We start from the raw sequence: 20,580 nt of genomic DNA on the forward strand, positions 1-20,580 counted from the left end.
CCAGTTGAACAACGTGAGGGTGCCAGTTTAGCACGGCGCGGCTTTACAGGCTGCTCAGCCACTTCTCCATCTTGTCCATGGCCAGCACAATGCGCGGGCAGGCCTGTTTGACGAAATCGTCACCCAGCGCCTGCTCGGCGTAGTCACCACCGGCCAGGCCCAGGGCCTGGGTGCCGTCGAAGTCGACGAACGCGAGGCGCGCGCCCAGGTGGTCCGGCACAAAGCCGAAGTCACTGGAGGGCAGGATGGCCACGCCGGTGTCCTCCAGCAGAGCGGTGCAGAACGCCTGGGCGGTCTTGATATCCCTCCGGGCCAGTCTGTCGCTGAAGCTGGAGAAATCCGGGAACAGGTAGAAGGCCCCCTCCGGCTTTTGCACCACGGCACCCATGGCGCTCAAACGGGTGTAAACGTATTCACCCACCACTTTCAGCACCCGACGGGACTGTTTCAGGTACTCGTCGATGTCTTCGCCACCGTCAAAGGCGGTGATGGCGGCATGCTGGATGGGCGCTGCGGTGGAGGTGAAGGTCTCACTGGCAATGATGGCCATGGCATCCTGTAGCGGGCGCAGTTCCGGCGGGAAGATGAAGGCACCAAGGCGCCAGCCGCCGGCACCCAGCCACTTGCTCATGCCGGTGCTGATGATGGTGCCTTCCGGGTAATAACGGGCGATGGATTTATGCTTGCCCTCAAAGTGCACTTCACCGTAGATCTCATCCGATAACAGTATCAGGTTGTACTTGCGCGCCACGTTGGCGATGGCCAGCAACTGGTCGTCGGTGTAGGTGCAACCGGTAGGGTTGGACGGGTAATTCAGGATCAGGATACGCGGGCGCGACGGGTCGTCCCGGCAGATGATGTCCAGTTCTTCCGCCGTCAGCTGCCAGTTGTTTTCCGCGTGGGTGGGCAGCCAGTGTACCGAGCGGCCGATGATTCGCGCCTGAGGCGCATAGGATACCCAGCTCGGGCGCGGAATCAGCAGGTCACCGTAGTAGGCCAGCTGCAGAATAAACAGCAGCTCTTTCGAGCCCGGGCCAATCAGCACGTCTTCCCAGGTGCAACGCATGCGCTCGGCCCGGTTAATGTAACCGGCAATGGCCTCGCGCAGGCCCTTGAGGCCTTTCACCGGCAGGTAATCTTTCTCGTGGGCGTGCTCTTTGAGGGCATCAACCACGCGCTCGGGCACCGGGAATGGCGACTGGCCCAAGCCAAGTTTGATGATGTCCTTGCCCTCGGAACGTAGCTGGTTGCTCAGCTCGTTGATCCGCAGGGTGGAAGAGGGCTGAATGCCCCGAACGTTCAGGTTGATGGCGAAGCGGTGGTCTTTTTTGATGTCCATTGTCCCGGTCTGTTGGTTGGTGGTGACAACGGCAGTATAGGAAACCCAAACATATCTGTGATACCGGTGCGGATAGGGGATTGCCGAAGGCTTGGGCGAAACTTTCGTCGAATCCCCTGACTATCCGGTGCTATCGGTCTTTGATCCAGACTTCCACTCGGCCGTTACGTTGATTGCCGGTGCCGCCCACCGGCATATAGTGCCCATAACCAGTGTAGGCGACCCGGGGCAGGCCTGCCTCGTTTAACGCCTTGCGCACAGAGAGCGCCCGCAGTTCGGAGATCATCTGGGCCCTCAGTTCATGGCTCTGGGTGTCGGCGAAACCGATCAGCAACAGGTCTTCCGCTGAGCGTCCTTGCGCTTCGAGATAACGCTTCACTCGCATCAGGTCCCGTTGTGCCTTGTTGTCCAGTTTGGTACGGCCTTCGGAAAACCGGAAGTTTACGGTCAGCCGTTGGTAGTTCTCGGTCAGGCGACGGAAGGTGAGCGGCACGGAGGCATCGAAGTCCGGTTTCACCGCAATCGGGTTCTGGGAAATAAAACCGGACTCGGCCACCAGCGCCTGGCCGTTGGTGCCCAGGGCAAACTCGATCAACTGGGCGGCCAATTCCGGCGTGCGATCACCCATGGTGTACATGAACAGCCGCCTGGATAACGGGTAGTCCTCACTGGCAACGGTGAGCTGGTTCGGTTTCAGGGCCGGTGCGTTGCCGTCGGAAACCGCCAACAGTTTGCTGTTGCGTACAGAGGCCAGGCCTGAGAAACCGATTCCACCCGGGTCTCTGGACACATCATCAGAGAGCTGGTCGTTGGATTCGTAACGCATTGCTTCAGGGTGCAGGGGGTAGGCTTTACCCAGCACCAGGGATTTGAAGGTGTCCCAGGTACCGGAGCGGTCGTCCCGCGCGTACAGGGTGATAGCCCGGTTACTGCCTCCGAGCTCTGACCAGTTGCGAATCTCACCGGCAAAGATCTGGCCGATGGTGTCGATGCTGAGCTGATTGATCGGATTGGATGGGTGCACCAGGATGGCGAGGCCATCAATGGCAATCACATGCTCGCTTTCCAGCGCGGTGAGATCGGCTTGCGCACGCACCTGGTCGGCCTCGGATGGCTTCACCGGTCGGGATGATGCCCAGATGCCGGCCCGGCCGCTGGCGAGGGTTCGAAAGCCGGTGCTCGAGCCATGCGCCGCCACCAGAACACTGAGATTCCGGCCGCCGGCGTTGGCACTGAGGATCTGTTCATTTTCCTCACCAGTGGGCCGGCTGCTGGGGTTGCCGTCGCCAAGCTGCTGTAGATACCCGGAGACCAACATGGGGGCCAGTGTGGCGCCAACGGTGTTCGACCCGTGAATTTCAAGCTCATGGGCGGATGCCGGAGACAGCATGACCGCCGCGAGAACGAACAGGCAGAGAGTGAAAAACTTCCTTGGTGGTTTCGCCATTAGTTGAAAAACCTATTTATAACAGATGGTTGAATAAGGGGAAGCATGCTTCAGAATTATGACATTTGTGTTTCAGTCGGTTGCAGTGAGCGGATAAGAACAGGCACCTATGTAATAAAGTGTTAAGCAGGCCGCTGAGTGATTGGTCTGGCTGGCTTATAGTGGCGTATCCCCGGAAACAAAAATAAACAGTGCGGGAGACTGTGAATGATTGCGACAACGCTTGGTCGGGGTGCCGAATCCGCCCCGGCATCGGCAGTATCACTCTTCGGGAGGGTGCTGTTGGTGGACGACCATGCGCTGTTTGCTCAAGGACTGGCGGGTCTGATTCAGCAGGAGATGCTGGCAGCGCAGGTGAACATTGTCTCGTCGGTTGAACAAGCTGCCGATGCCCTCAGGCACGATGACAACATTGATCTGGTGCTGCTGGATGTCGCCCTCAACGGTGAGGTGGGGCTATCTCTGTTCGCCCGGCTGTCTGGTCAGAGTGCCAAACCGCCCATTGTCATCATTTCCAGCAGCGATGACGAAGGGACGGTGCGGGCCGCCAGGGCCGCCGGTGCCAAAGGTTTTCTTGCCAAATCCGCAAGCAGGGCATCACTGGTGCGAATGATGCGAGCAGTGGGACAGGGGCAGAGCTACTTCCCCGGTGGCCTGACGGCTTTCGCTACTGACGACCTTCCCCTGACGCCAAGGCAGCGGGAGGTATTGGCCCTGCTGGCTCAGGGTTTCCCCAACAAACGCATCTGCCAAAGCCTGGACCTGACTGAACACACCGTGAAAACCCACCTGAAGGCGATCTTCACCCAGCTCGGTGTTCACAACCGGACAGAGTGCGTTAACAAGGCCCGGGCGCTTGGCTGGTTGTAGTGGCCGGTAGCTCAACCCAGAACACGCTACCCTGTTTAGGCCGGGAGTCGACACCGCACCGGCCATTCATCAGGCCGGTGAATTCCCGGACGATGGTCAGCCCCAAACCAAGCCCCGGGCAGGTCGCCGGGCTGGTGCCACGAACGTAGGGCTGGAACAACTGCTCCCCCAGCTCCGGCGCCACCCCTTTGCCGTTGTCGGCTACCTGTAGCCTTACCCTGTGGTCCTGGCATTGGCTGCTGACGGTGATGGTATTGCCACCGCTATGGTCGGCCGCATTGATCACCAGGTTCTGCAGTATACGCAGCAACAGGCCCGGGTCAGCCAGAACGGGATAACCGGCAGGCTGTGGTTCAATGGTCAGAGTGATATTGCGTTGGCCGAGCGTCTCGTTCATCAGGTCGTGTAGTTCCTGAACCATGGCTTCGAGGCTGACCGGCACTATTTCCGGTTGGATCATGCCTTCACTCAGGCGAGCGCTGTCGAGCACGGTTCCGAGCAGGCGGCGTAGCTGGGCCACCATATCTTTGACTTGAGCAATGACGGAGCTCTGGTGGTTATCCTGTTCGCCTGGATTCAGGTTTTCCAGGGTGATGTAAATAGCATTCAAAGGCTGGCGCAGATCGTGGCTGGCGGCGGTAATCAGTTCGGTCTTCCGCCGGCTCTCATCTTCGGTAGCCTGGTGCATCAGGTCCAATAACTGGCGGTCCAGGAAGTGCGCGCGATGCCGGTATTCACTGACCCAGGAGCCAATCATGCCGATGGCGTTTGCGGTCAACAGAAAGAAGCCATTGCTCAGGATGGCGGCGGTGGGCGTGCCGGCAAAGACCTCTGTGCTCAGATAGGCGATGACCAGCAGGCTGGAGGCCACCGCGGCAGTTTTGAAAGGAAGGCCCATAGCGAAATAGCCAAACATGAGCATCAGGATCATGCCCTCATAGGGCAGCGGATAGTCCTGTTTTCGGGCCGTAAGGATGATGGCGATCACGCCGACACCACCAACAAGGTAGGCGGCGGTATACAGTTTCTCGAACGTCTGGTCTGAAGGCTTGTCCTGATAGGCGAGGATGAGCACCAGGATGATTATCGGGCAGACCACGGCCAGGCGAACCCCGGCGGTTATACTGGCCAGCTCCGGAGGCAGGGTGAGAATGTCTACGATCGCATAGACCAGGTACAGGGCCAGGCCGGCAATCGATACCGGCCTTGCCCGTTGCCGGATCATGGCAGAACGGGAATCCCGATACGGGCTTTCCAGCTCGGGGGTAAAGTTCAGAGACCTGAAACCCAGGGTTTGTTGTTGTCGGATTTGCTCGGCGTTCATATCGGGTTCCAACTGCGTCTTCGCCCGATTGTAATACGCGGCAGCGCCGAGTTCAGGCGCTTCCGCACATTATGATCAGCTTTGATCCAGCAGCTTCAGTCTTGCCCAGGTCTGTTCCTGTTCATCCTGGAAGTGTTGCTGTAACAATTGTTCCTGATGTTGCTGTTGTTCGGCGTCCACGAGACCGCCGGCAACGCTGCTTTGCAGGTCCTTCCGGAAGCTTTCGAACCGAGCCTGGAAGGCTTCCTGTTGCTGGAGGTAACTGACCACGCCGTCAACGCTCTGGCGATCAAGCCCCAGCTCGGTGAGTCGTTGTCCCGCCGCTTCCGGGGAGGTGGCCGACTCCACCGCGAGAACCCGTTCCTGGTGCTGTTGTGCGCTGGCTTCCAGCCGTTGTTCGGTGGATTTCAGGGTGTCTGGCAGCTGGTTGCGGTGCCATTCCACCAGGGCCTGTTTACCCTGATCGGTCAGGTCGGCCCGCTGCTGAATGGCAAGCGTGGCCAGGGTATATTCGCTGTAGGCTTCTTCCATGCCGAAGAAGGCTTGATGAGCGTCGGGTGCGAAGGTTTGTTGCCGCAGACCCTTCAGCTGAGCCAGGGCATTACCCAGAGCAGAAAGCTGATAGGCCGGTTCATGCTGGCGGGCCGGGTCCAGTTCGGTTTGCATGACTTCCAGAGAAGCCTGTTTGTAAGCCAGATATTGATCCAGCAGGGCCAGGGCTTGCTGTGCGGCGGGTTCTGGCAGGTGTTGGCGGGCCATTTGCTGAATCTGGCCGATGGCGGTTTCCGGTGATACCTCGCCGACGGTGCTCAGGAAATAATCGAAGAAATCCCTGACCTCCAGATTCACGATCAGCTGACCGTTGTCGTCGGCCTGTAGAACGCCATCTATATCAGTGCCCTGCAACGACGGCGCAAATGGGTTTGGTCCGAGCGACTCGGGAGTTCGGGTTCCAGTAACCGATGGGGTGGGGGCGTCAACGGGTGCCGCGTCGTGGCTGGCTGAACCAGACTGCTGAGCGGTCTTTTCAGTTGCCTGCTGAGGTGTTGCGCTGGCGGTGACCATGTTTGCTTGCGGCGTCAGTGCCCACCAGAGGCCACTGCCGGCCACAACGGCCAGCAGTGCCCCGGGAAGCACCCATCGACGCAATGCGATGGGTTTGTTCGTCATACTGTTCTCACAATCCGCGGTTCTTCAAACGGTTGGCGTGGCTGCGGTACAGGCTGACCGGGTTGGTCCAGAGTGAGCGTGCACCCAGCAGGTGGTTGATGGCATCGACATGGTTCATGTCGTAGTGGGTGCCGATGACGTTGCCCATCATGGTGGAGCAAACGCCCACCAGGCCATCGCTCGGCTCACTGCCGAAAGCCAGAGAGGTGACTCCCAGGAACGGATCGGTGATGTCGAACACGTTGGTCCAGATGCCGCGGCCGGTCCAGGAGAAGAACTTCACCCGGTTACCGTTGATCCAGACGTCTTCAGCGGTGCCGGCGCAGGTGTTTCGGTTAACCCCTTTCCAGCCCAGGGCGTTGTTCAGGCTGGTTGTGCCCGGAGTGGTCAGGGTTTCCAGCGCGGCAACGCCGTCCTGCGGGTTGTTGGAACCAGACAAAGCGTTAATCAGGCCTCCAAGCGCGTTGGCGATGGCGTCAACCCCACCTTCCACGTAACTGCCGGGTGGCAGTACGCCCCGGATCACGTCAGCTACTTTCGAGCCTTTGTTGACACCATTGATGGAGGTAACGGAGGCAATACGGTGGGGGATCAGGGCTGCGGTGACCCGAGAGGTGGGCGCGCCCTGGCTGTGCGCCATCAGGTTGACCTTGGAGTGACCAAGACTGTTGACGTAGTTGGCCAGCTGCTGACCGCGCTGCTCACTGCTGTTTACGAATGAAACACTGGCGGTGTAGACCTTTGCGCCGCTGCGCTCCAGGTTCCAGGGGATGGTGTGGAAATAGTTGACCAGACCACCGATGGTGTTGAAACCGGTCACACCATGAACCAGCACAATCGGGTGGCGGGTCTGGGTGTAGCTGGCGTGGCTCACCATTGAGAAGACCAGCATGAGGGCCGCGGCCATCAGCCGGAGAGGCATGGCAATTCGCATAAAAGACTCCTGTTGTTTTTGTTGGTTGTCGTAATGCAACGAGGAGTATTGCCCGGCGGTCGGGTCTGGCGTAATCGCCCATTTGGGTGAGGTGAAAGGGTGTACGTGTGCTGGGCTCAGAACCGGTGGGGTTCCAGTTCCATGTGCTCAATCTGTCGGCCGAGCATGATGATGCGCCCGGTATAGCGTTCTTCGCCAGTGGTGGTGAAATCAAACAGGAAGCGGCGCCATACCCGGAGTTTTCCGTTGCGGTCGCGTTTGAACCAGAGTCCGCGCAGGTAAACGGCATCATCCAGTAGCAGCACATCCATGGTCTTACAGTAACGGTGTGCGGCCTGTAGCACGAAGTCTTTGATGTCCTTGGCTTTCCACCAGTACCAGATGGCAAAACCGGCGACAAACAGCCAGAAAAGATTTCCGAGGGTCAAGGTGCTGGCGATCCTGAGCTTTTGTGGGTTGGGCTGATTTCACCAGCCGACAGATCGCCAGACTACCCTATTGCGCCGCCTCGGGAAATTACTGTTCGTCGGTAACCGGTTCGTTTCTGCGCATGGGTCGCTCCTGGGATCTTTTTATCGAACTCGCTGGAACACTATCGACCTGTCGCCGTGTGCGGGGTATCCCAATATTGCAAATCGCCAAATACGAGTCACATTTTTCTCCTCCTTTGGTCAAAGGTAGGGCGTTTTTGCAGGATGTGGATAGGTTTGCGACAGTTTAAATCTATGCTGGGTTGAAAGCCTGTCGTTACCGCAGGCTCGGCGTGGAAGGAAACAAGACGATGCAGGCGTTGAGAGAACAGGATTTCAAGGCGTTGGTGGACAACCACCCCAGAGCTATCATGCTGGCTACGCCAGATGCCCGGATTGCCTACGTCAACCTCATGTTCCAGGCGGTGACCGGCTATCTGGCAGAAGAAGTCGTGGGGCAGAAGCCATCGGTGCTGAGCTCCGGGCTGCATTCGCACGAGTTCTATCAGACCATGTGGCGCAGCCTGAATCAGACCGGATGCTGGGAGGGACTGATCTGGAACCGGCGCAAAAATGGCGAGAACTATCCGCAGTGGCTCAATATCTACCCGGTAGACTACCAGGGACAGAGGCTGTTTGCCGGCGTTTTCATGGATGTTGGTGAGCTGACTGCCAGTAACGAGCGTCTGGCGTCTCTGGCTTACTATGATCCGCTCACCGAGCTGCCAAATCGCTCGCTGTTCCAGGAGTTTCTGAAAGCAAGGGTCGGACAACGCAAGGCAGGCAACGGCTGTTTCGCCGTAGTCTACATCGATCTGGATTTCTTCAAAGCAGTCAATGATCTGCATGGCCACGACTGTGGTGATCGAGTGCTTCAGCAGGCGGCGGCCTGCGTGAAGAGTGTGCTTCGAGATGGGGATGTAGTTGCCCGGCTATCCGGAGACGAGTTCGCAGCCATTGTTGAGCTGGAGGATGAGTCTGAGTTACCCGTGGTTTGCCAGCGCATGAGCGGGATATTCCAGGCGCCAATGCTGGTGGAGCACCGGGAGCATTTCCTGTCGGCCTCTGTGGGGGCTGCGGTGTTTCCAAAGCATGGGAAAACGGCTTCGGCTCTGCTGCAAAATGCTGATCGTGCAATGCACGCGGCCAAGCTCTCGGGCCGGATGGTCGCGACTCGCGCATCGTGTCAGCCATTGTAGCCATAGCCGAGGCGCTGGATCTGGAGGTCGTTGCCGAAGGTATTGAAACGGAAGAGCAGCGCCGCAGGCTGCGGGAACTGAACTGCCATCGTGGTCAAGGCTTTCTGTTGGCAAGGCCGACGCCACTGGCCGACCTGTCATTGGCCTGACTGCTTCTGCAGTTTTGACAACTATCAATAAAAACATAACTTTTGTTCAGCTTTTGCGCATTTTGCAAGATTTGGCTAGGGCTTTGTCCGCAGCTACTTTAAAACGGCAGGCTCATTAATTGCCTTTTTGAGCTATATGCGAACTCTGAATGCCAAACCGGAATTGGAAGCCTACCTGCGATTGAGCGGTGCAGGTTGTGGAGAGTGGCTGGCCGCCATGACAGAACTGCTCGGGTGCCGGGGAATAACCTGTGGCCTGACTCGTCCTCAGGGATTGGTGGGTTCGTTGTCAGCCCTTGATGTAGAGGCTGGTTTGGTCTGTGTACTTGATGTCGCTCAGGATATGCTGCTTGCCGACTGCTGTATGCCTCAGAGGCCTCTGGTAGCCACCATTCACGGGTCGGCGCAGATATCGTCGGAAGGTGGCCCTGGTGTATCCGCCTTTCCGTTGATCATGATTCCCGCTGGCCAAACATTTAGCTTGAGAATCAGTAAGAACAGTCGGCTGGTACTGGTGTATCCGGTGAGTGAGCTGGTTCCAGTATGGCCCCGGCCAGGCCTGGACGTGGCGTTGGCTGGTCATATCCATCGTTTTCTAATGAAGGCGGACTATTTTCAGGATCATCAGGATGCCAGCCGGGAGACACTCGCTCTGTTTGAACGCCTGGAACGGCAACTGGCAACGGGCAGGGTAGAACTGCCCGAAGAGCTGCCAGTACTGGACCGGAGGCTGGCGAGGGTGATTGAGAAAATTCGTAGCGAACGGGACTGGGATTTTGATCTGCAGGAGCTGGCCAACCATTCCGGGGCCAGCGAACGTAACCTGTATTACCTGATGAAGCGGGAAACCGGCATGACCCCTTATCGCTTCTATCAGCGCTGTCGTCTGATACGCGTGCGTAAACGCCTGGTGGATTGCCAGTGCGACGTGCCACACATCTCCTGGTATGCCGCTGACGAGGGCTTTACCCATCTGGGCCGCTTCGCCGCGCTGTATCGGGAACACTTCGGCGAGCTACCCAGTGAAACTGTGCAGTGGCGACGGCGGCTGCTGGTTGAGCCAGTGATGGAACCCGCCGACTTTGCCATGACCTGACGCCACATAGCCCGCAGCGGATGACCGGTGCGGGCTATGTGTTAACATCAGTCAGCGTTTAATGGCTGCTGGATGTGGTCGGAGCCCCGTCGTTGTTGTCAGCTTCCGTATACTCATCGGCCGCAGTTCCATGATGGTCTCGCGCCAGCAGAATGTAGAAGGCCGGCAGTACGAATACGGTAAACAACGTGCCGATACCCAGTCCTGCACTGATGGTCAGGCCAATCGCAAACCGACTCTCGGCCCCCGGGCCCACCGCAATCAGCAGCGGCACCATGGCGAAGATCAGTGCCAGGGAGGTCATGATGATCGGGCGCAGACGAATGGCCGCAGCCTCAATCACCGCATCCACCTTGTTCAGGCCTTTCTCTTTCTGCAGCAGGTTGGCGAACTCCACGATCAGGATGCCGTTCTTCGACACCACACCAATCAAGGTAATCAGGCCCACCTGGGTGTAGATGTTCATGGAGGCAAAGCCGAGCACGATAAACGCCATGGCACCGGCGACGGACATGGGCACCGACACCAGGATGATGAACGGATCGCGCCAGCTTTCGAACTGTGCCGCCAGTACCAGGTAGATAACCAGCAACGACAGGAAGAAGGTTACCATCAGAGCGCTGCCCTGGGTGGCCAGCTGCCTCGACTCGCCGGTATAGTCAAAGCTGAAGCCTTGCGGGAATACCTCGGCTGCGGCCTGTTCCATAAAGTCCATGGCGGAGCCAGCCGCCACGCCGGGCATGATAACGCCCTCGAGAGTCAGCGAGTTCAACTGGTTGAACTGGGTCCGGTTGGAAGGCTCCACCTCTTCACTGAAGCTGACCACACTGGATAGGGGCACCAGTTGGCCATTGCCGGCGCGGATGTAATAGTCGTCCAGTGCTTCACGGCTGGCACGGAAGTCATTACCCACCTGCGGAATCACCTGATAGGAGCGGCCTTCCATATTGAAGCGGTTGATGTATCCGCCGCTGAGCATACTGGCGAGCGACTGGCCGACATCACGCATGGACAGGCCCAGGTCTGCCACCCGGTCCCGGTCTACGTTGATGCGGGTAACGGGCTTGTCGAAGTTGATGGACTTCTGCAGGAACATGAAGTTGCCACTTTGCATGGCTTTGCCAAGAAGCTCGTCGGCGACTTCATTCAACTGTTCGTAGGTGCCTCCGGTGGTCACTACAAACTGGAACGGCAGGCCGCCACCCGAACCAGGCAGGGCCGGTAACGGGAACACCGCCGTCTGCAATCCGGTTACTTTTTTGAGTTCGGAATCCAGCAGGGGCTGTACCTCGAACTGGCTGATCTCCCGCTCACTCCACGGTGCCAGCTTGAAACCACCAAACACGGCGTTCGGGCTGGTGATACCAAGAATCATGAAATCCTCGTTGTAGCCGGGCACGCCGGACATCCGCTCCTGAACCTCCTGGCCATGATCAAACAGATACTCCAGCGTCGAGGTCTGCGGCCCCAGCCCCTGGTAAAACAGAATGCCCTGGTCCTCGGTGGGTGCCAGCTCATTCTGGCTCATCATCACCATAAAATAGATAGAACCCAATACCACGACGGCGAAGAACACCACCACCGACTTGGTCTGCATCAACGAGGTAAGAGCAGCTTTGTAGGCATTGGCGAGGCCATTGAAGGTTTTTTCAACCAGCACCTCGAAGCGCCCGGGATTGCCATGGGGTTTCAGCACCTTGCCGGAGAGCATGGGTGAGAGTGTCAGGGCAACAATGCCGGAGATCACAACCGTACCCGCCAGGGTGAAGGCAAACTCAGTAAACAGCGAGCCCACCAGGCCGCCCATAAACCCGATTGGCGCATACACCGCCACCAGCGTGGTGGTCATGGCAATGATGGGTGTGGCCATTTCACGGGCGCCATTGAGGGCAGCGTCAAACCGTGATTCGCCCTGCTCAATGTGTCGGTGCACGTTCTCCACCATGATAATGGCATCGTCCACCACCAGACCGATGGCAAGCACCATGGAGAGCAGGGTCAGCAGGTTCAGGGAGAAACCGAAGATCAGCATGATAAACGCGCCGCCAATCAGCGACAGCGGCACTGCCACAGACGGCACGATGGCCGCTCGAATCGAGCCGAGGCAAAGGAACACCACCACCAGGACAATCAGCATGGCTTCCAGCAGGGTACGGATGACTTCGTTGATGGAATCTTCAATGAAGTCGGAGGCATCGTAGGCCAGGCGCACATTCAGGCCGCTGGGTAGCTGGCTTTCGATGTCCGGTAACTCGTCTTTCACCAGGCCGGCGACGGTCAGCGGGTTGGCCCCCGGCGCCAGTTCGATGGCGACATAGGTTGCGGGCTCGCCCTTATAAAGCGCCAGCTGATTGTAGGTTTGAGAGCCAAGCTCCACCTCGGCAATGTCCCGCAACCGAATCAGGGTGCCGTTTTGCTGCTTGACCACCAGGTTACGGAAGGCTTCCGGATCGGCAATGTCGGTATCACTGGTCAGGGCAATCTCGGTGTACTGGCCCCGGGTAGTGCCGACAGCGGCCTGATAGTTGTTGGCTCGCAGCTTGTCTGCCACTTCGACCGGAGTCAGATCCACCGCGGCCAGCCGCTCCGGGTCCAGCCACACTCGCAGGGCGAAAGTACGCCCCAGCAGCTGGGCCTTGCCAACGCCAGACAGCGCCTGCAGCTTGGGCTGAACCACGCGGGTCAGGTAATCGGTAATCTGGGGGACTTCCAGCTCGGTACTGTAGAAAGCAATATACATCAGGGCCGTGTCGTCACCGGTGGTGGAGGTGATCACCGGGTCTTCTGCATCGCCGGGCAGCACGTTGCGCTGGCTGGCAACCTTGGCCTGAATTTCAGCGAGGGCGTCGTTGGCATCGTAATTCAGAACCATCTTGGCCTGAATCGTTGACACGCCCTGGGAACTGGTAGAGGTCAGATAGTCGATGCCGCTGGCCTCAGCAATGGCCTGTTGCAGGGGCGTGGTGATAAAGCCCTTGATCAGGTCAGAACTGGCCCCAGGGTAAGCGGTTGTGACCGTTACCGTGGTGCTTTCCAGTTTCGGGTACTGGCGGACTTCCATTTCCATGGCTGCCCGGGCACCGATCAGCAGAATCAGCAGGCTGACCACGGTGGCCAGCACCGGCCGGTGGACAAAAATGTCGGTGAATTTCATTACTCAGACGCCTCCTGCCCGGACTCGTCCTGGATTTCTACCCGCTGGCCTGCCCGCAACCGCAGCAGACCCTTCGAGACCACGGTCTCGCCGGGTTCAAGGCCTGAAAGAACCGCAGCCCGTTCGTTCCGGACCTCGCCCGTGGTGACGGTACGGCGCTCAACGACCAGTTCGCCGTCATCATTCTCCTTCACGGCGAACACAAAGTTGCCGTAAGTGTTATAGGAGATGGCGGTCCTGGGGACCGTGACCACTTCGTTGTCCCTGGGCTGGCCTGTTTGAATCGTTGCGAACATTCCCGGGCGCAATTTGCCATCTTCGTTGTTGAGGGTGGCGCGGATGCGAACCGTACGAGTCTCCGGGTTGACCGATGTGTTGATGGCACTGACTTCACCACTGAATGCCTCATCCGGCACCGCGGCCACCGTGACCGTTACCGGGTAACCCCGGTCAACCTCAGGCAGGTACTTCTCGGACAGCGTGTAATCCACGTAGATCGGGTTCAGCATATTGATCTCGACAATCGGCGTACCTGTAGGGATGTACTGACCCTGGTCGACCATGCGGATACCGAGGGTGCCGTCAAACGGTGCCCGGATCACCTTTTTGCCCAGTTGTGCCTCGGCTTCGTTTACCCGCGCCCTTGCGGCGTCGTAGTTGGCTTTGGCCTCATCGAACTGTGATTGTGATACCGCGCGTTTGGGCAGCAGGTCAGACACCCGCTTGAACTCCTGCCCAGCCAGTTGGGCTTCTGCCCGGCGGGTACGTAGCGCCGCCTCGTCGATGGCGGCATCCAGGCGAATCAGTACGTCACCTTTCTGCACGGTATCGCCGGATTCAAAGTTAATGGACTCAATGACCCCCGGCACCTCGTTGGCCACCTCGATACCGTTAATGGCGTTCACACTGCCCACGGCCTTGATACTCGGCTGCCAGTTTTCCGTGGTGGCGTCGGTCACGGAAATGATGGCTGGGGGCTGTGGCTGGGAGAACATCTCCTGCATCTGGCCGAATTCATAGAACTTGTAACCGAAGATGCCGCCGAGGACGACACCCAGAAAAATGATGACGATGACAAAACGGGATGCGGTACGCATAGGTCTGTTCCTGGGCTAGGTTTCTTTAAACGGATAACGTCGCCGGGATGGGAAGGCTGACAGCTTTCCTTGCGCATCAGGGGGCGGCGACAGGCGGACGCTTGTTGAGAATGCGTCGGCTTAACGATAACCAATAGGATGCTACAAAAAGCACTTCGGTTTGTCACCAGTTTGCCTCTAAATCTCAGTATATCTACTGCTATGAAACTACGATGACGCCGTCTGGCCGGATCTTGTGCTTTACGGATGTAAAATCGCAGTTTCGCATACATAATGGCACGGGAGTGTATCTGTTATGCTCCTGTCACGATGTGAACGGGTGAGAGGATGTAATGCAGCTAATTCTCGGCCTGGCCCTGGCGGCCGCCGTGTTTGTCATCTTGAAAAAATGGGGTGCCCTGTCACCGGAAGGCCAGAAAGCCGCCATCTGGAAAGCGGTTCTGGTGGTGGGCGGCGCCCTGTTGTTGTTTATGGTGCTGACCGGGCGGGTCCATGTGTTGACGGCAGCGGTTGCCGCGATCATTCCGTTGCTGCGCAAGCTGCCGGCGCTGTTGAAGTTTGCCCCCCTGGTTCGCCGGGCGATGGGTGATAACGAAGGGCCAGCTCCGGGTGGAGCGTCAGGTGCCCGAGCCAATGTGGCGACTCAGGGCCCGATGACCGAACAGGAAGCTTGTGACATCCTCGGTTTAAAGCCCGGCTGCAGCCGGGAGGAAGTGACCGCGGCCCACCGGCGGCTGATGCTCAAGGTACACCCGGACCGGGGTGGTAACGATTACCTGGCGGCCAAGCTCAACGAGGCCCGGGACCTGCTGCTCGGTAAACGGGCAGCGTAATCAGGGCAGAATGTCCACTTTCACGTCCACCGACTGGTTTTCAGAGCGGTTGCCGGTTACCCGGTAAGTAATGCCATCCTGACGATGATTCTGGGACGTGCTGGTGCCACCCAGGGACACCCACTGACCGGGTTCAACCCGTCGAATGGTCATCAAGGCTTCGGTTTCATAGCCCTGGATACTGGCCGGATCTTCCTCAAACGAGACGATATTCAGCTCTACCGTCTGGTCGGATATGGCCTGGGGTGTCACGATAAAGCCGCTGCGGGTTTCTACCTGTTCGAGTATCGCCGCCGGGTTGCGCCCGCCCTGGACCGCAAACGGTATGGTGCGCACATTGCCGGAGGTGATGTGGGCGGACTGGCCATCCTGGACCACCAGTTGCCGTTCAGTGCTGGAATTGGTGCTTATGGTGCGGCGTTCGACATTGGCGCCGGCCCGGTTGTCGGAAATCGTCACGCCACCGCCGGACTGCTTGCCGCCGATGTCCTGCCGGTAGCGAACGCTGATACGCATCTGCACGGGTGGTACGTCGATGGAGTCAATCAACATGCCAATCTCATCCAGCAATCCCGGCTCACCACGAACCACCAGTTGCTGTCCCCGGGCGGAGACTGAGACGGGAGCCTGCTGATAGAGTTCTTTAATCTGGTTGGCAACGTCAGCAGAGGTGCGGTTGTTGAGCTGGTAAACGCGAGACTCCTGGGCGAGGGCAAGGGTTGAAAACAGGGCAAACACCAGTGCCAACAGGCTGGTTGTGATGGAGTGGGTCGTGCGTTCAGTCATCGGGGCCTCCGGAGCCGTTACACATACCCGCCAAAAATATTCCGGATTGCGGGTTGCCAATCTGAAAACCGCGGGGTTATAGTGAAAAGCATGAAGACCACACACGCAGCCTGTCAATTGAATGTTTTGAAAGCTTTCGGTGAGAAACTGAAGGCCGCAGGTTCTGCTGTGTATTTTTGGTGGTTTGGTTATGGCTTTTATTTTAGCCAGAGCCCGGGCCGCCCGTAAGATCTTCATCGACCGAATTTAACGAGGAAGGCAGCCCGGCAAGCAACCCAGGCTGCCACCGGACTCAAAAAAGCCCCGACTGGTAGCCCAGCCGGGGCTTTTTTGATTCTGACACAGGGAAACGGGAACACAGACATGAACATGCCGCTGAAATCCGAAACGCTGGGCGAGCAAATCGCAAGTGCCTGCCAGCACCGACAGGAAGCCACACTGCCCACCGCGGGCGAGTTGCGCCAGCAGTTTCCTGCCGGTGAGCACCTGGTTCGGGCCATCGCCAGTTACCGTGAGCAGATCCGCGCCGTACTGCACGGTCAGGACGACCGAACCCTGATTGTGATGGGTCCGTGTTCGATTCACGATGAACAGGCCGCCCTGGATTACGCTACCCGTCTGAAAACCCTGACGGACGAGGTGAGTGATCGCTTCCTGATAGTAATGCGCGCCTACCTGGAAAAACCACGCACCACGGTGGGTTGGAAAGGCCTTTTATACGATCCCGAGCGCACCGGCCAGGGCGACCTGAAGCAGGGCCTGGAACGTTCCCGCAAGCTGTTGCTGGCGCTCTCTGAGCTGGGTTTGCCGCTGGCGACGGAAGCCCTGAGCCCGTTCATGATGGATTACCTGGGTGACCTGGTGAGCTGGACCGCCATCGGTGCCCGCACCACCGAATCCCAGATCCACCGGGAAATGGTCAGCGGCCTGCCCATGCCCACCGGCTTCAAGAACGGTACCGATGGCGGCATTACCGTGGCCAGCCATGCCATGAAGTCTGCCTCGCACCCACACCACCATATGGGTATTTCCCATAACGGCGCGCCGGTGATGATCTCTACCTCCGGTAACCCGGACACCCACCTGGTGCTCCGCGGTGGCCGGGGCGTGACCAATTACGATGAGTTGAGCATCGCTAAGGCGGTGGCGGAACTGGAGAAAGCCGGCTTGTCGACGGCAGTGATGGTGGACTGCAGCCACGACAACGCCTGCAAACAGGCTGAGCGGCAAGTGGATATCGCCCGGGAGGTGATGGCCCAGAAGCGCAGCGGCAACCGGCACATCAAGGGGCTGATGCTGGAGAGCTTCCTGGAATTCGGCAGGCAGGATGACGGTGAAGAGCTGATCTACGGCTGCTCGATTACCGATCCGTGCCTGGGCTGGGAGCAGACGGAGGCTCTGATCCGCTCACTGTAGACAGCAACAGCTGCCCAGCCAGCAGCACCAGGATGCCCCCCATGGCCCGGTCGAGCCAGTGTCCGAACCGGTTGAAACCCCGGCGGACACGGGGGTGGGTAAAGAATATCGCGACCAGGGCAAACCAGAGGCCGGTGGCGAAAGCCATATAAAGGCCGTAGCCCGCCTGCAGCAGCACCGGGGTGCCGGGGTTAATGATGACCGAGAATAGAGATACGAAAAACAATGTGGCCTTGGGGTTCAGCACGTTGGTCAGGAAGCCGAGCCGGAACGCCGCCCAGCCGGTTTGCTCGTTGCTACCCCTGGCATCCACATGAATGCCGCCGGGTTTTGCTCGCAGGCAATGCCAGGCAATCCACAACAGGTACAGGGCACCCACCACCTTCAGTACGGTGAACAGCATCACCGACTGCTGAATAATGAAACCAATGCCCAACAACGAATAACCCACATGCAGCAAGATACCAATGCCAATGCCGGTTGCGCTCAGCAAGGCATTACGTCGGGACTGGGTGAGCGCCTGGCGCAAAACGATCGCGAAATCCGGGCCCGGGCTTGCCACCGCAAGTAAGTGAACCAGTGCCACCGTCATAAATTCCAGCCAGTAATTCTGCACCTGAGATCTCCGGGTATAGTCATTGCGAGACGAACGTACTGAAGGTAAACCTGCACACTGCTGAGGATTTTTTGCCAGCTTCACCTGTCAGGCAATGATAAGGTTTCTATACTTTCAGTTTAACTGCCGAATTCTAGCTTACCGGGAGGCAAAATGAACAAGCGTGAAGTGGATGTGGCCATTATCGGTGCCGGGACTGCCGGCATGGTGGCATACCAGCGGGTTCGTAAAGCCACCGACAATGTGGTTTTGATCGAGGGAGAACGGTACGGCACCACCTGCGCGCGGGTGGGCTGCATGCCCAGCAAACTGTTGATTGCCGCTGCTGAAAGAGCCCACGACCTGAAAACCGCCGATGAGTTCGGTGTGCTGGCGGGTGATGTACGGATTGATGGCCGGCTGGTGATGGAGCGGGTGCGGGCAGAGCGGGACAAGTTTGTGGCACCGGTGGTTCGGTCCATGGAAAAACTGCCGGAGGAACACCGATTGATGGGCCATGCCCGGTTTGTCGACAGCCACCGGCTGGTGGTTGGCGAGCATACCGAGGTGCACGCCGATCGCATCATCATTGCCACCGGCTCCCGACCTAACGTGCCGGGCATCCTGAAAGAAGCCAAGGACCGGTTAATCGTTAACGACGATGTGTTTGACTGGCAGGACCTGCCGGAATCTGTAGCGGTATTCGGCCCTGGTGTCATCGGCCTGGAATTGGGCCAGGCACTGAGCCGGCTGGGCGTGCGGGTTCGGCTGTTTGGGGTCAGCGGTGGTATTGGCGGCCTGCGGGACGAGAAAATCCGTGACTATGCGAAGGGCGTGTTTGGTGAAGAACTAGCATTGAGCCTGAAGGCGGAGACTCGTCGGGTCGAGCGCACGGGTGAAGGCGTTCACATCACCTGGCTTGAGAATGGCGAGGAGCATCAGGAAACCTTTGGCTACCTGCTGGCGGCCACAGGCCGTCGCCCCAATGTGGATAACCTGGATATCCAGAATGCCGGCATTGAGCTGGACGACCGGGGCATGCCGGAGTTTGATCCCTTCACACTGCGCTGTGGCGACAGCCATATTTTTATTGCCGGTGATGTGAATAACCACCGGCCCTTACTGCATGAGGCGGCAGATGAAGGCCGTATCGCCGGGGATAACGCCGCTGCCTGGCCCGATGTACGCACCGGCTTGCGCAAGACGCCGTTGGCCGTGGTGTTCTCTGACCCACAGATTGCCTCGGTCGGGCTGACCATTCATCAGGTGGACGAGAAGTGTCAGAGTTGCTTTGCAATCGGGGAGGTCAGCTTTGAGGACCAGGGCCGTAGCAAAGTGATTGGCAGGAATCGCGGTTTGCTGCGTGTGTATGGTGAGCATGGCAGCGGCTTGTTCATGGGCGCGGAAATGTTCGGGCCGGCGGCGGAACACATTGCCCACCTGTTGGCCTGGTGTGCCCAGAAGCGAATGACCGTCAGTGAAATGCTGGAAATGCCTTTCTACCACCCGGTGATTGAAGAAGGGTTGAGGACCGCCCTGAAAAACCTCAACAGAAACCTCAGGCTGGGGCCGGAACCCGCTGAGGGTTGTATGGATTGCGGGCCTGGTGTCTGAGCCGGCCCGCTTCTGTTATATCCGTAATTGATCTGAATCAGCCGTTTCAGGGCGTGTTGTGCCGTACGATCAAGGGCCTGGCGGTTGCATTTCGCTGATACCGTGCCCATATCTTCTCATGGAAGAAGTAGGCAACGGTGTTGATGGTCGGCTCAACCATGGCGATCAGGCTGCCGATCAGAATGTCGCCGGTCAGCAGATAGGCTACGGAGAACGCCACCACGAAGTGCGTGATTGCAAAGGTGATGGTTTTTAACAGTGACTGGTCACCGTTGGCACTGTGGTTGTGAACGAACAGTTTCAGTGCGCTCATGATCAACTCCGTTTTCGTAGGGTCTATGGGTGTATTGAAGACCAAACGAGAATTATTTCCAAATAGATCTTATGATTATCGTCGATAGCATCGGCCTATGGGTTTTTGGTTTTTGATATAATCTTATGCTATCGCAAGTATTGAAGAACTAAACTTCAGCTATAGCCGACGACTGAGTAGAGTGGTTGGCAGATAAACCCAAAACGCGAATCAGGAGGTTCAATATGGGTAAGAACTTTATTGGTCTGGACACGGAAAAGACCCAGAAACTGGCAGACTCGCTTAATGAGTTGCTGTCCAACTACCAGATTTTTTACATGAACGTTCGTGGCTATCATTGGAACATCAAGGGCGACAATTTCTTTGAGCTGCACGCCAAGTTTGAAGAACTGTATGATGACCTGTTGCTGAAGATTGATGAGATCGCCGAGCGTGTTCTGACCTTGGGCCACCGCCCGGCGCACGCTTACAGCACCTACATCGAGAAGTCCGATGTGCCCGAGCGTAAGGATGTGTCTGATGGCAAAGAAGCCGTGGGCAACATCGTAGAGAGCTTCGGGAAACTGATCGCCAAGCAGCGTGATCTGCTGAATTTGGCCGGCGAGGCTCAAGACGAAGGCACCGTTGCCCTGATGAGTGATTATATCTCCCAGCAGGAAAAAACGGTGTGGATGTACCGGAGTTACCTTGGTCAGTAGATCGTCATAATACGTCCGTAAGGGCACGTGGTGGTATCAGGCCGCCATGTGCCTTTCATCAATATGTCATTGTCCT

At 58.0% G+C, this 20,580-nt stretch carries 19 protein-coding genes; 8 read left to right on the forward strand and 11 right to left on the reverse strand.

Annotation, left to right across the window (positions count from 1 at the left end):
- Positions 1-43 precede the first annotated feature (43 nt).
- Complete coding sequence (locus ACZ5Q2_RS06525; RefSeq protein ID WP_138435865.1) at positions 44-1,339, reverse strand: pyridoxal phosphate-dependent aminotransferase; 1,296 nt, start codon at positions 1,337-1,339, stop codon at positions 44-46.
- Positions 1,340-1,469: 130 nt separating this feature from the next.
- Positions 1,470-2,786 carry a substrate-binding domain-containing protein gene (locus tag ACZ5Q2_RS06530; RefSeq protein ID WP_432210331.1) on the reverse strand — a complete coding sequence of 439 codons (1,317 nt, stop codon included), beginning with the start codon at positions 2,784-2,786 and terminating at the stop codon, positions 1,470-1,472.
- A 207-nt stretch (positions 2,787-2,993) separates the two neighbouring features.
- On the opposite strand from ACZ5Q2_RS06530, the gene ACZ5Q2_RS06535 reads away from it, so the two are divergent.
- Positions 2,994-3,656 (forward strand): response regulator transcription factor, encoded by a 663-nt coding sequence (locus tag ACZ5Q2_RS06535; RefSeq protein WP_106693921.1) that lies wholly within the window; start codon positions 2,994-2,996, stop codon positions 3,654-3,656.
- Here the strand turns inward: ACZ5Q2_RS06535 and ACZ5Q2_RS06540 are convergent.
- The 4 genes from ACZ5Q2_RS06540 to ACZ5Q2_RS06555 form a co-directional block, all read right to left on the reverse strand.
- Entirely contained in the window at positions 3,625-4,980 is a 1,356-nt protein-coding gene (locus tag ACZ5Q2_RS06540; protein ID WP_230712910.1) for a sensor histidine kinase, read from the reverse strand. The genes ACZ5Q2_RS06535 and ACZ5Q2_RS06540 overlap by 32 nt on opposite strands.
- A 75-nt stretch (positions 4,981-5,055) precedes the next feature.
- Complete coding sequence (locus ACZ5Q2_RS06545) at positions 5,056-6,150, reverse strand: lipase secretion chaperone (protein WP_230712912.1); 1,095 nt, start codon at positions 6,148-6,150, stop codon at positions 5,056-5,058.
- 7 nt (positions 6,151-6,157) lie between these two features.
- Positions 6,158-7,084, reverse strand: a complete 927-nt coding sequence (locus tag ACZ5Q2_RS06550) for an esterase/lipase family protein (RefSeq protein ID WP_230712914.1) — start codon at positions 7,082-7,084, stop codon at positions 6,158-6,160.
- Between the two features lie 116 nt (positions 7,085-7,200).
- On the reverse strand, positions 7,201-7,512 hold the full coding sequence (locus ACZ5Q2_RS06555; protein WP_058091449.1) for a DUF3301 domain-containing protein: 312 nt from the start codon (positions 7,510-7,512) through the stop codon (positions 7,201-7,203).
- A gap of 353 nt (positions 7,513-7,865) precedes the next feature.
- On the opposite strand from ACZ5Q2_RS06555, the gene ACZ5Q2_RS06560 reads away from it, so the two are divergent.
- The 3 genes from ACZ5Q2_RS06560 (at position 7,866) to ACZ5Q2_RS06570 (ending at position 9,998) form a co-directional block, all read left to right on the forward strand.
- Positions 7,866-8,753 (forward strand): diguanylate cyclase domain-containing protein, encoded by an 888-nt coding sequence (locus tag ACZ5Q2_RS06560; RefSeq protein WP_432210330.1) that lies wholly within the window; start codon positions 7,866-7,868, stop codon positions 8,751-8,753.
- Positions 8,738-8,902, forward strand: coding sequence for an EAL domain-containing protein (locus tag ACZ5Q2_RS06565; RefSeq protein ID WP_432210329.1), 165 nt, complete (start codon positions 8,738-8,740; stop codon positions 8,900-8,902). Before ACZ5Q2_RS06560 ends, ACZ5Q2_RS06565 begins: the two co-directional genes overlap by 16 nt.
- Positions 8,903-9,038: 136 nt before the next feature.
- Positions 9,039-9,998 (forward strand): AraC family transcriptional regulator, encoded by a 960-nt coding sequence (locus tag ACZ5Q2_RS06570; RefSeq protein WP_061330761.1) that lies wholly within the window; start codon positions 9,039-9,041, stop codon positions 9,996-9,998.
- A 58-nt stretch (positions 9,999-10,056) separates the two neighbouring features.
- On the opposite strand, the gene ACZ5Q2_RS06575 is transcribed toward ACZ5Q2_RS06570, so the two are convergent.
- Both ACZ5Q2_RS06575 and ACZ5Q2_RS06580 read right to left on the reverse strand, forming a co-directional pair.
- Complete coding sequence (locus ACZ5Q2_RS06575; RefSeq protein ID WP_061330760.1) at positions 10,057-13,152, reverse strand: efflux RND transporter permease subunit; 3,096 nt, start codon at positions 13,150-13,152, stop codon at positions 10,057-10,059.
- Complete coding sequence (locus ACZ5Q2_RS06580; RefSeq protein ID WP_061330759.1) at positions 13,152-14,249, reverse strand: efflux RND transporter periplasmic adaptor subunit; 1,098 nt, start codon at positions 14,247-14,249, stop codon at positions 13,152-13,154. The genes ACZ5Q2_RS06575 and ACZ5Q2_RS06580 overlap by 1 nt, the downstream gene beginning before the upstream one ends.
- 332 nt (positions 14,250-14,581) lie before the next feature.
- On the opposite strand from ACZ5Q2_RS06580, the gene ACZ5Q2_RS06585 reads away from it, so the two are divergent.
- Positions 14,582-15,082 carry a DnaJ domain-containing protein gene (locus tag ACZ5Q2_RS06585; protein WP_061330758.1) on the forward strand — a complete coding sequence of 167 codons (501 nt, stop codon included), beginning with the start codon at positions 14,582-14,584 and terminating at the stop codon, positions 15,080-15,082.
- On the opposite strand, the gene ACZ5Q2_RS06590 is transcribed toward ACZ5Q2_RS06585, so the two are convergent.
- Positions 15,083-15,868, reverse strand: coding sequence for a secretin N-terminal domain-containing protein (locus ACZ5Q2_RS06590; protein ID WP_058092600.1), 786 nt, complete (start codon positions 15,866-15,868; stop codon positions 15,083-15,085). It abuts the gene before it with no gap.
- A gap of 363 nt (positions 15,869-16,231) precedes the next feature.
- Between ACZ5Q2_RS06590 and ACZ5Q2_RS06595 the strand changes: the two genes are divergently transcribed.
- A complete protein-coding gene (locus ACZ5Q2_RS06595; RefSeq protein ID WP_061330757.1) occupies positions 16,232-17,284 on the forward strand; it encodes a 3-deoxy-7-phosphoheptulonate synthase in 1,053 nt (350 codons plus the stop codon).
- On the opposite strand, the gene ACZ5Q2_RS06600 is transcribed toward ACZ5Q2_RS06595, so the two are convergent.
- On the reverse strand, positions 17,229-17,900 hold the full coding sequence (locus tag ACZ5Q2_RS06600) for a LysE family translocator (protein WP_082780480.1): 672 nt from the start codon (positions 17,898-17,900) through the stop codon (positions 17,229-17,231). The two genes, ACZ5Q2_RS06595 and ACZ5Q2_RS06600, sit on opposite strands and share 56 nt — an antisense overlap.
- A gap of 153 nt (positions 17,901-18,053) precedes the next feature.
- On the opposite strand from ACZ5Q2_RS06600, the gene ACZ5Q2_RS06605 reads away from it, so the two are divergent.
- A complete protein-coding gene (locus ACZ5Q2_RS06605; RefSeq protein WP_061330756.1) occupies positions 18,054-19,493 on the forward strand; it encodes a dihydrolipoyl dehydrogenase in 1,440 nt (479 codons plus the stop codon).
- Positions 19,494-19,539: 46 nt separating this feature from the next.
- Here ACZ5Q2_RS06605 and ACZ5Q2_RS06610 read toward each other — a convergent pair whose 3' ends face one another.
- A complete protein-coding gene (locus ACZ5Q2_RS06610) occupies positions 19,540-19,806 on the reverse strand; it encodes a DUF2061 domain-containing protein (protein ID WP_197463799.1) in 267 nt (88 codons plus the stop codon).
- 224 nt (positions 19,807-20,030) lie between these two features.
- Between ACZ5Q2_RS06610 and ACZ5Q2_RS06615 the strand changes: the two genes are divergently transcribed.
- Positions 20,031-20,504, forward strand: coding sequence for a Dps family protein (locus ACZ5Q2_RS06615; protein WP_072676187.1), 474 nt, complete (start codon positions 20,031-20,033; stop codon positions 20,502-20,504).
- Positions 20,505-20,580: the final 76 nt, after the last annotated feature.

This window comes from Marinobacter alkaliphilus, assembly GCF_055394375.1.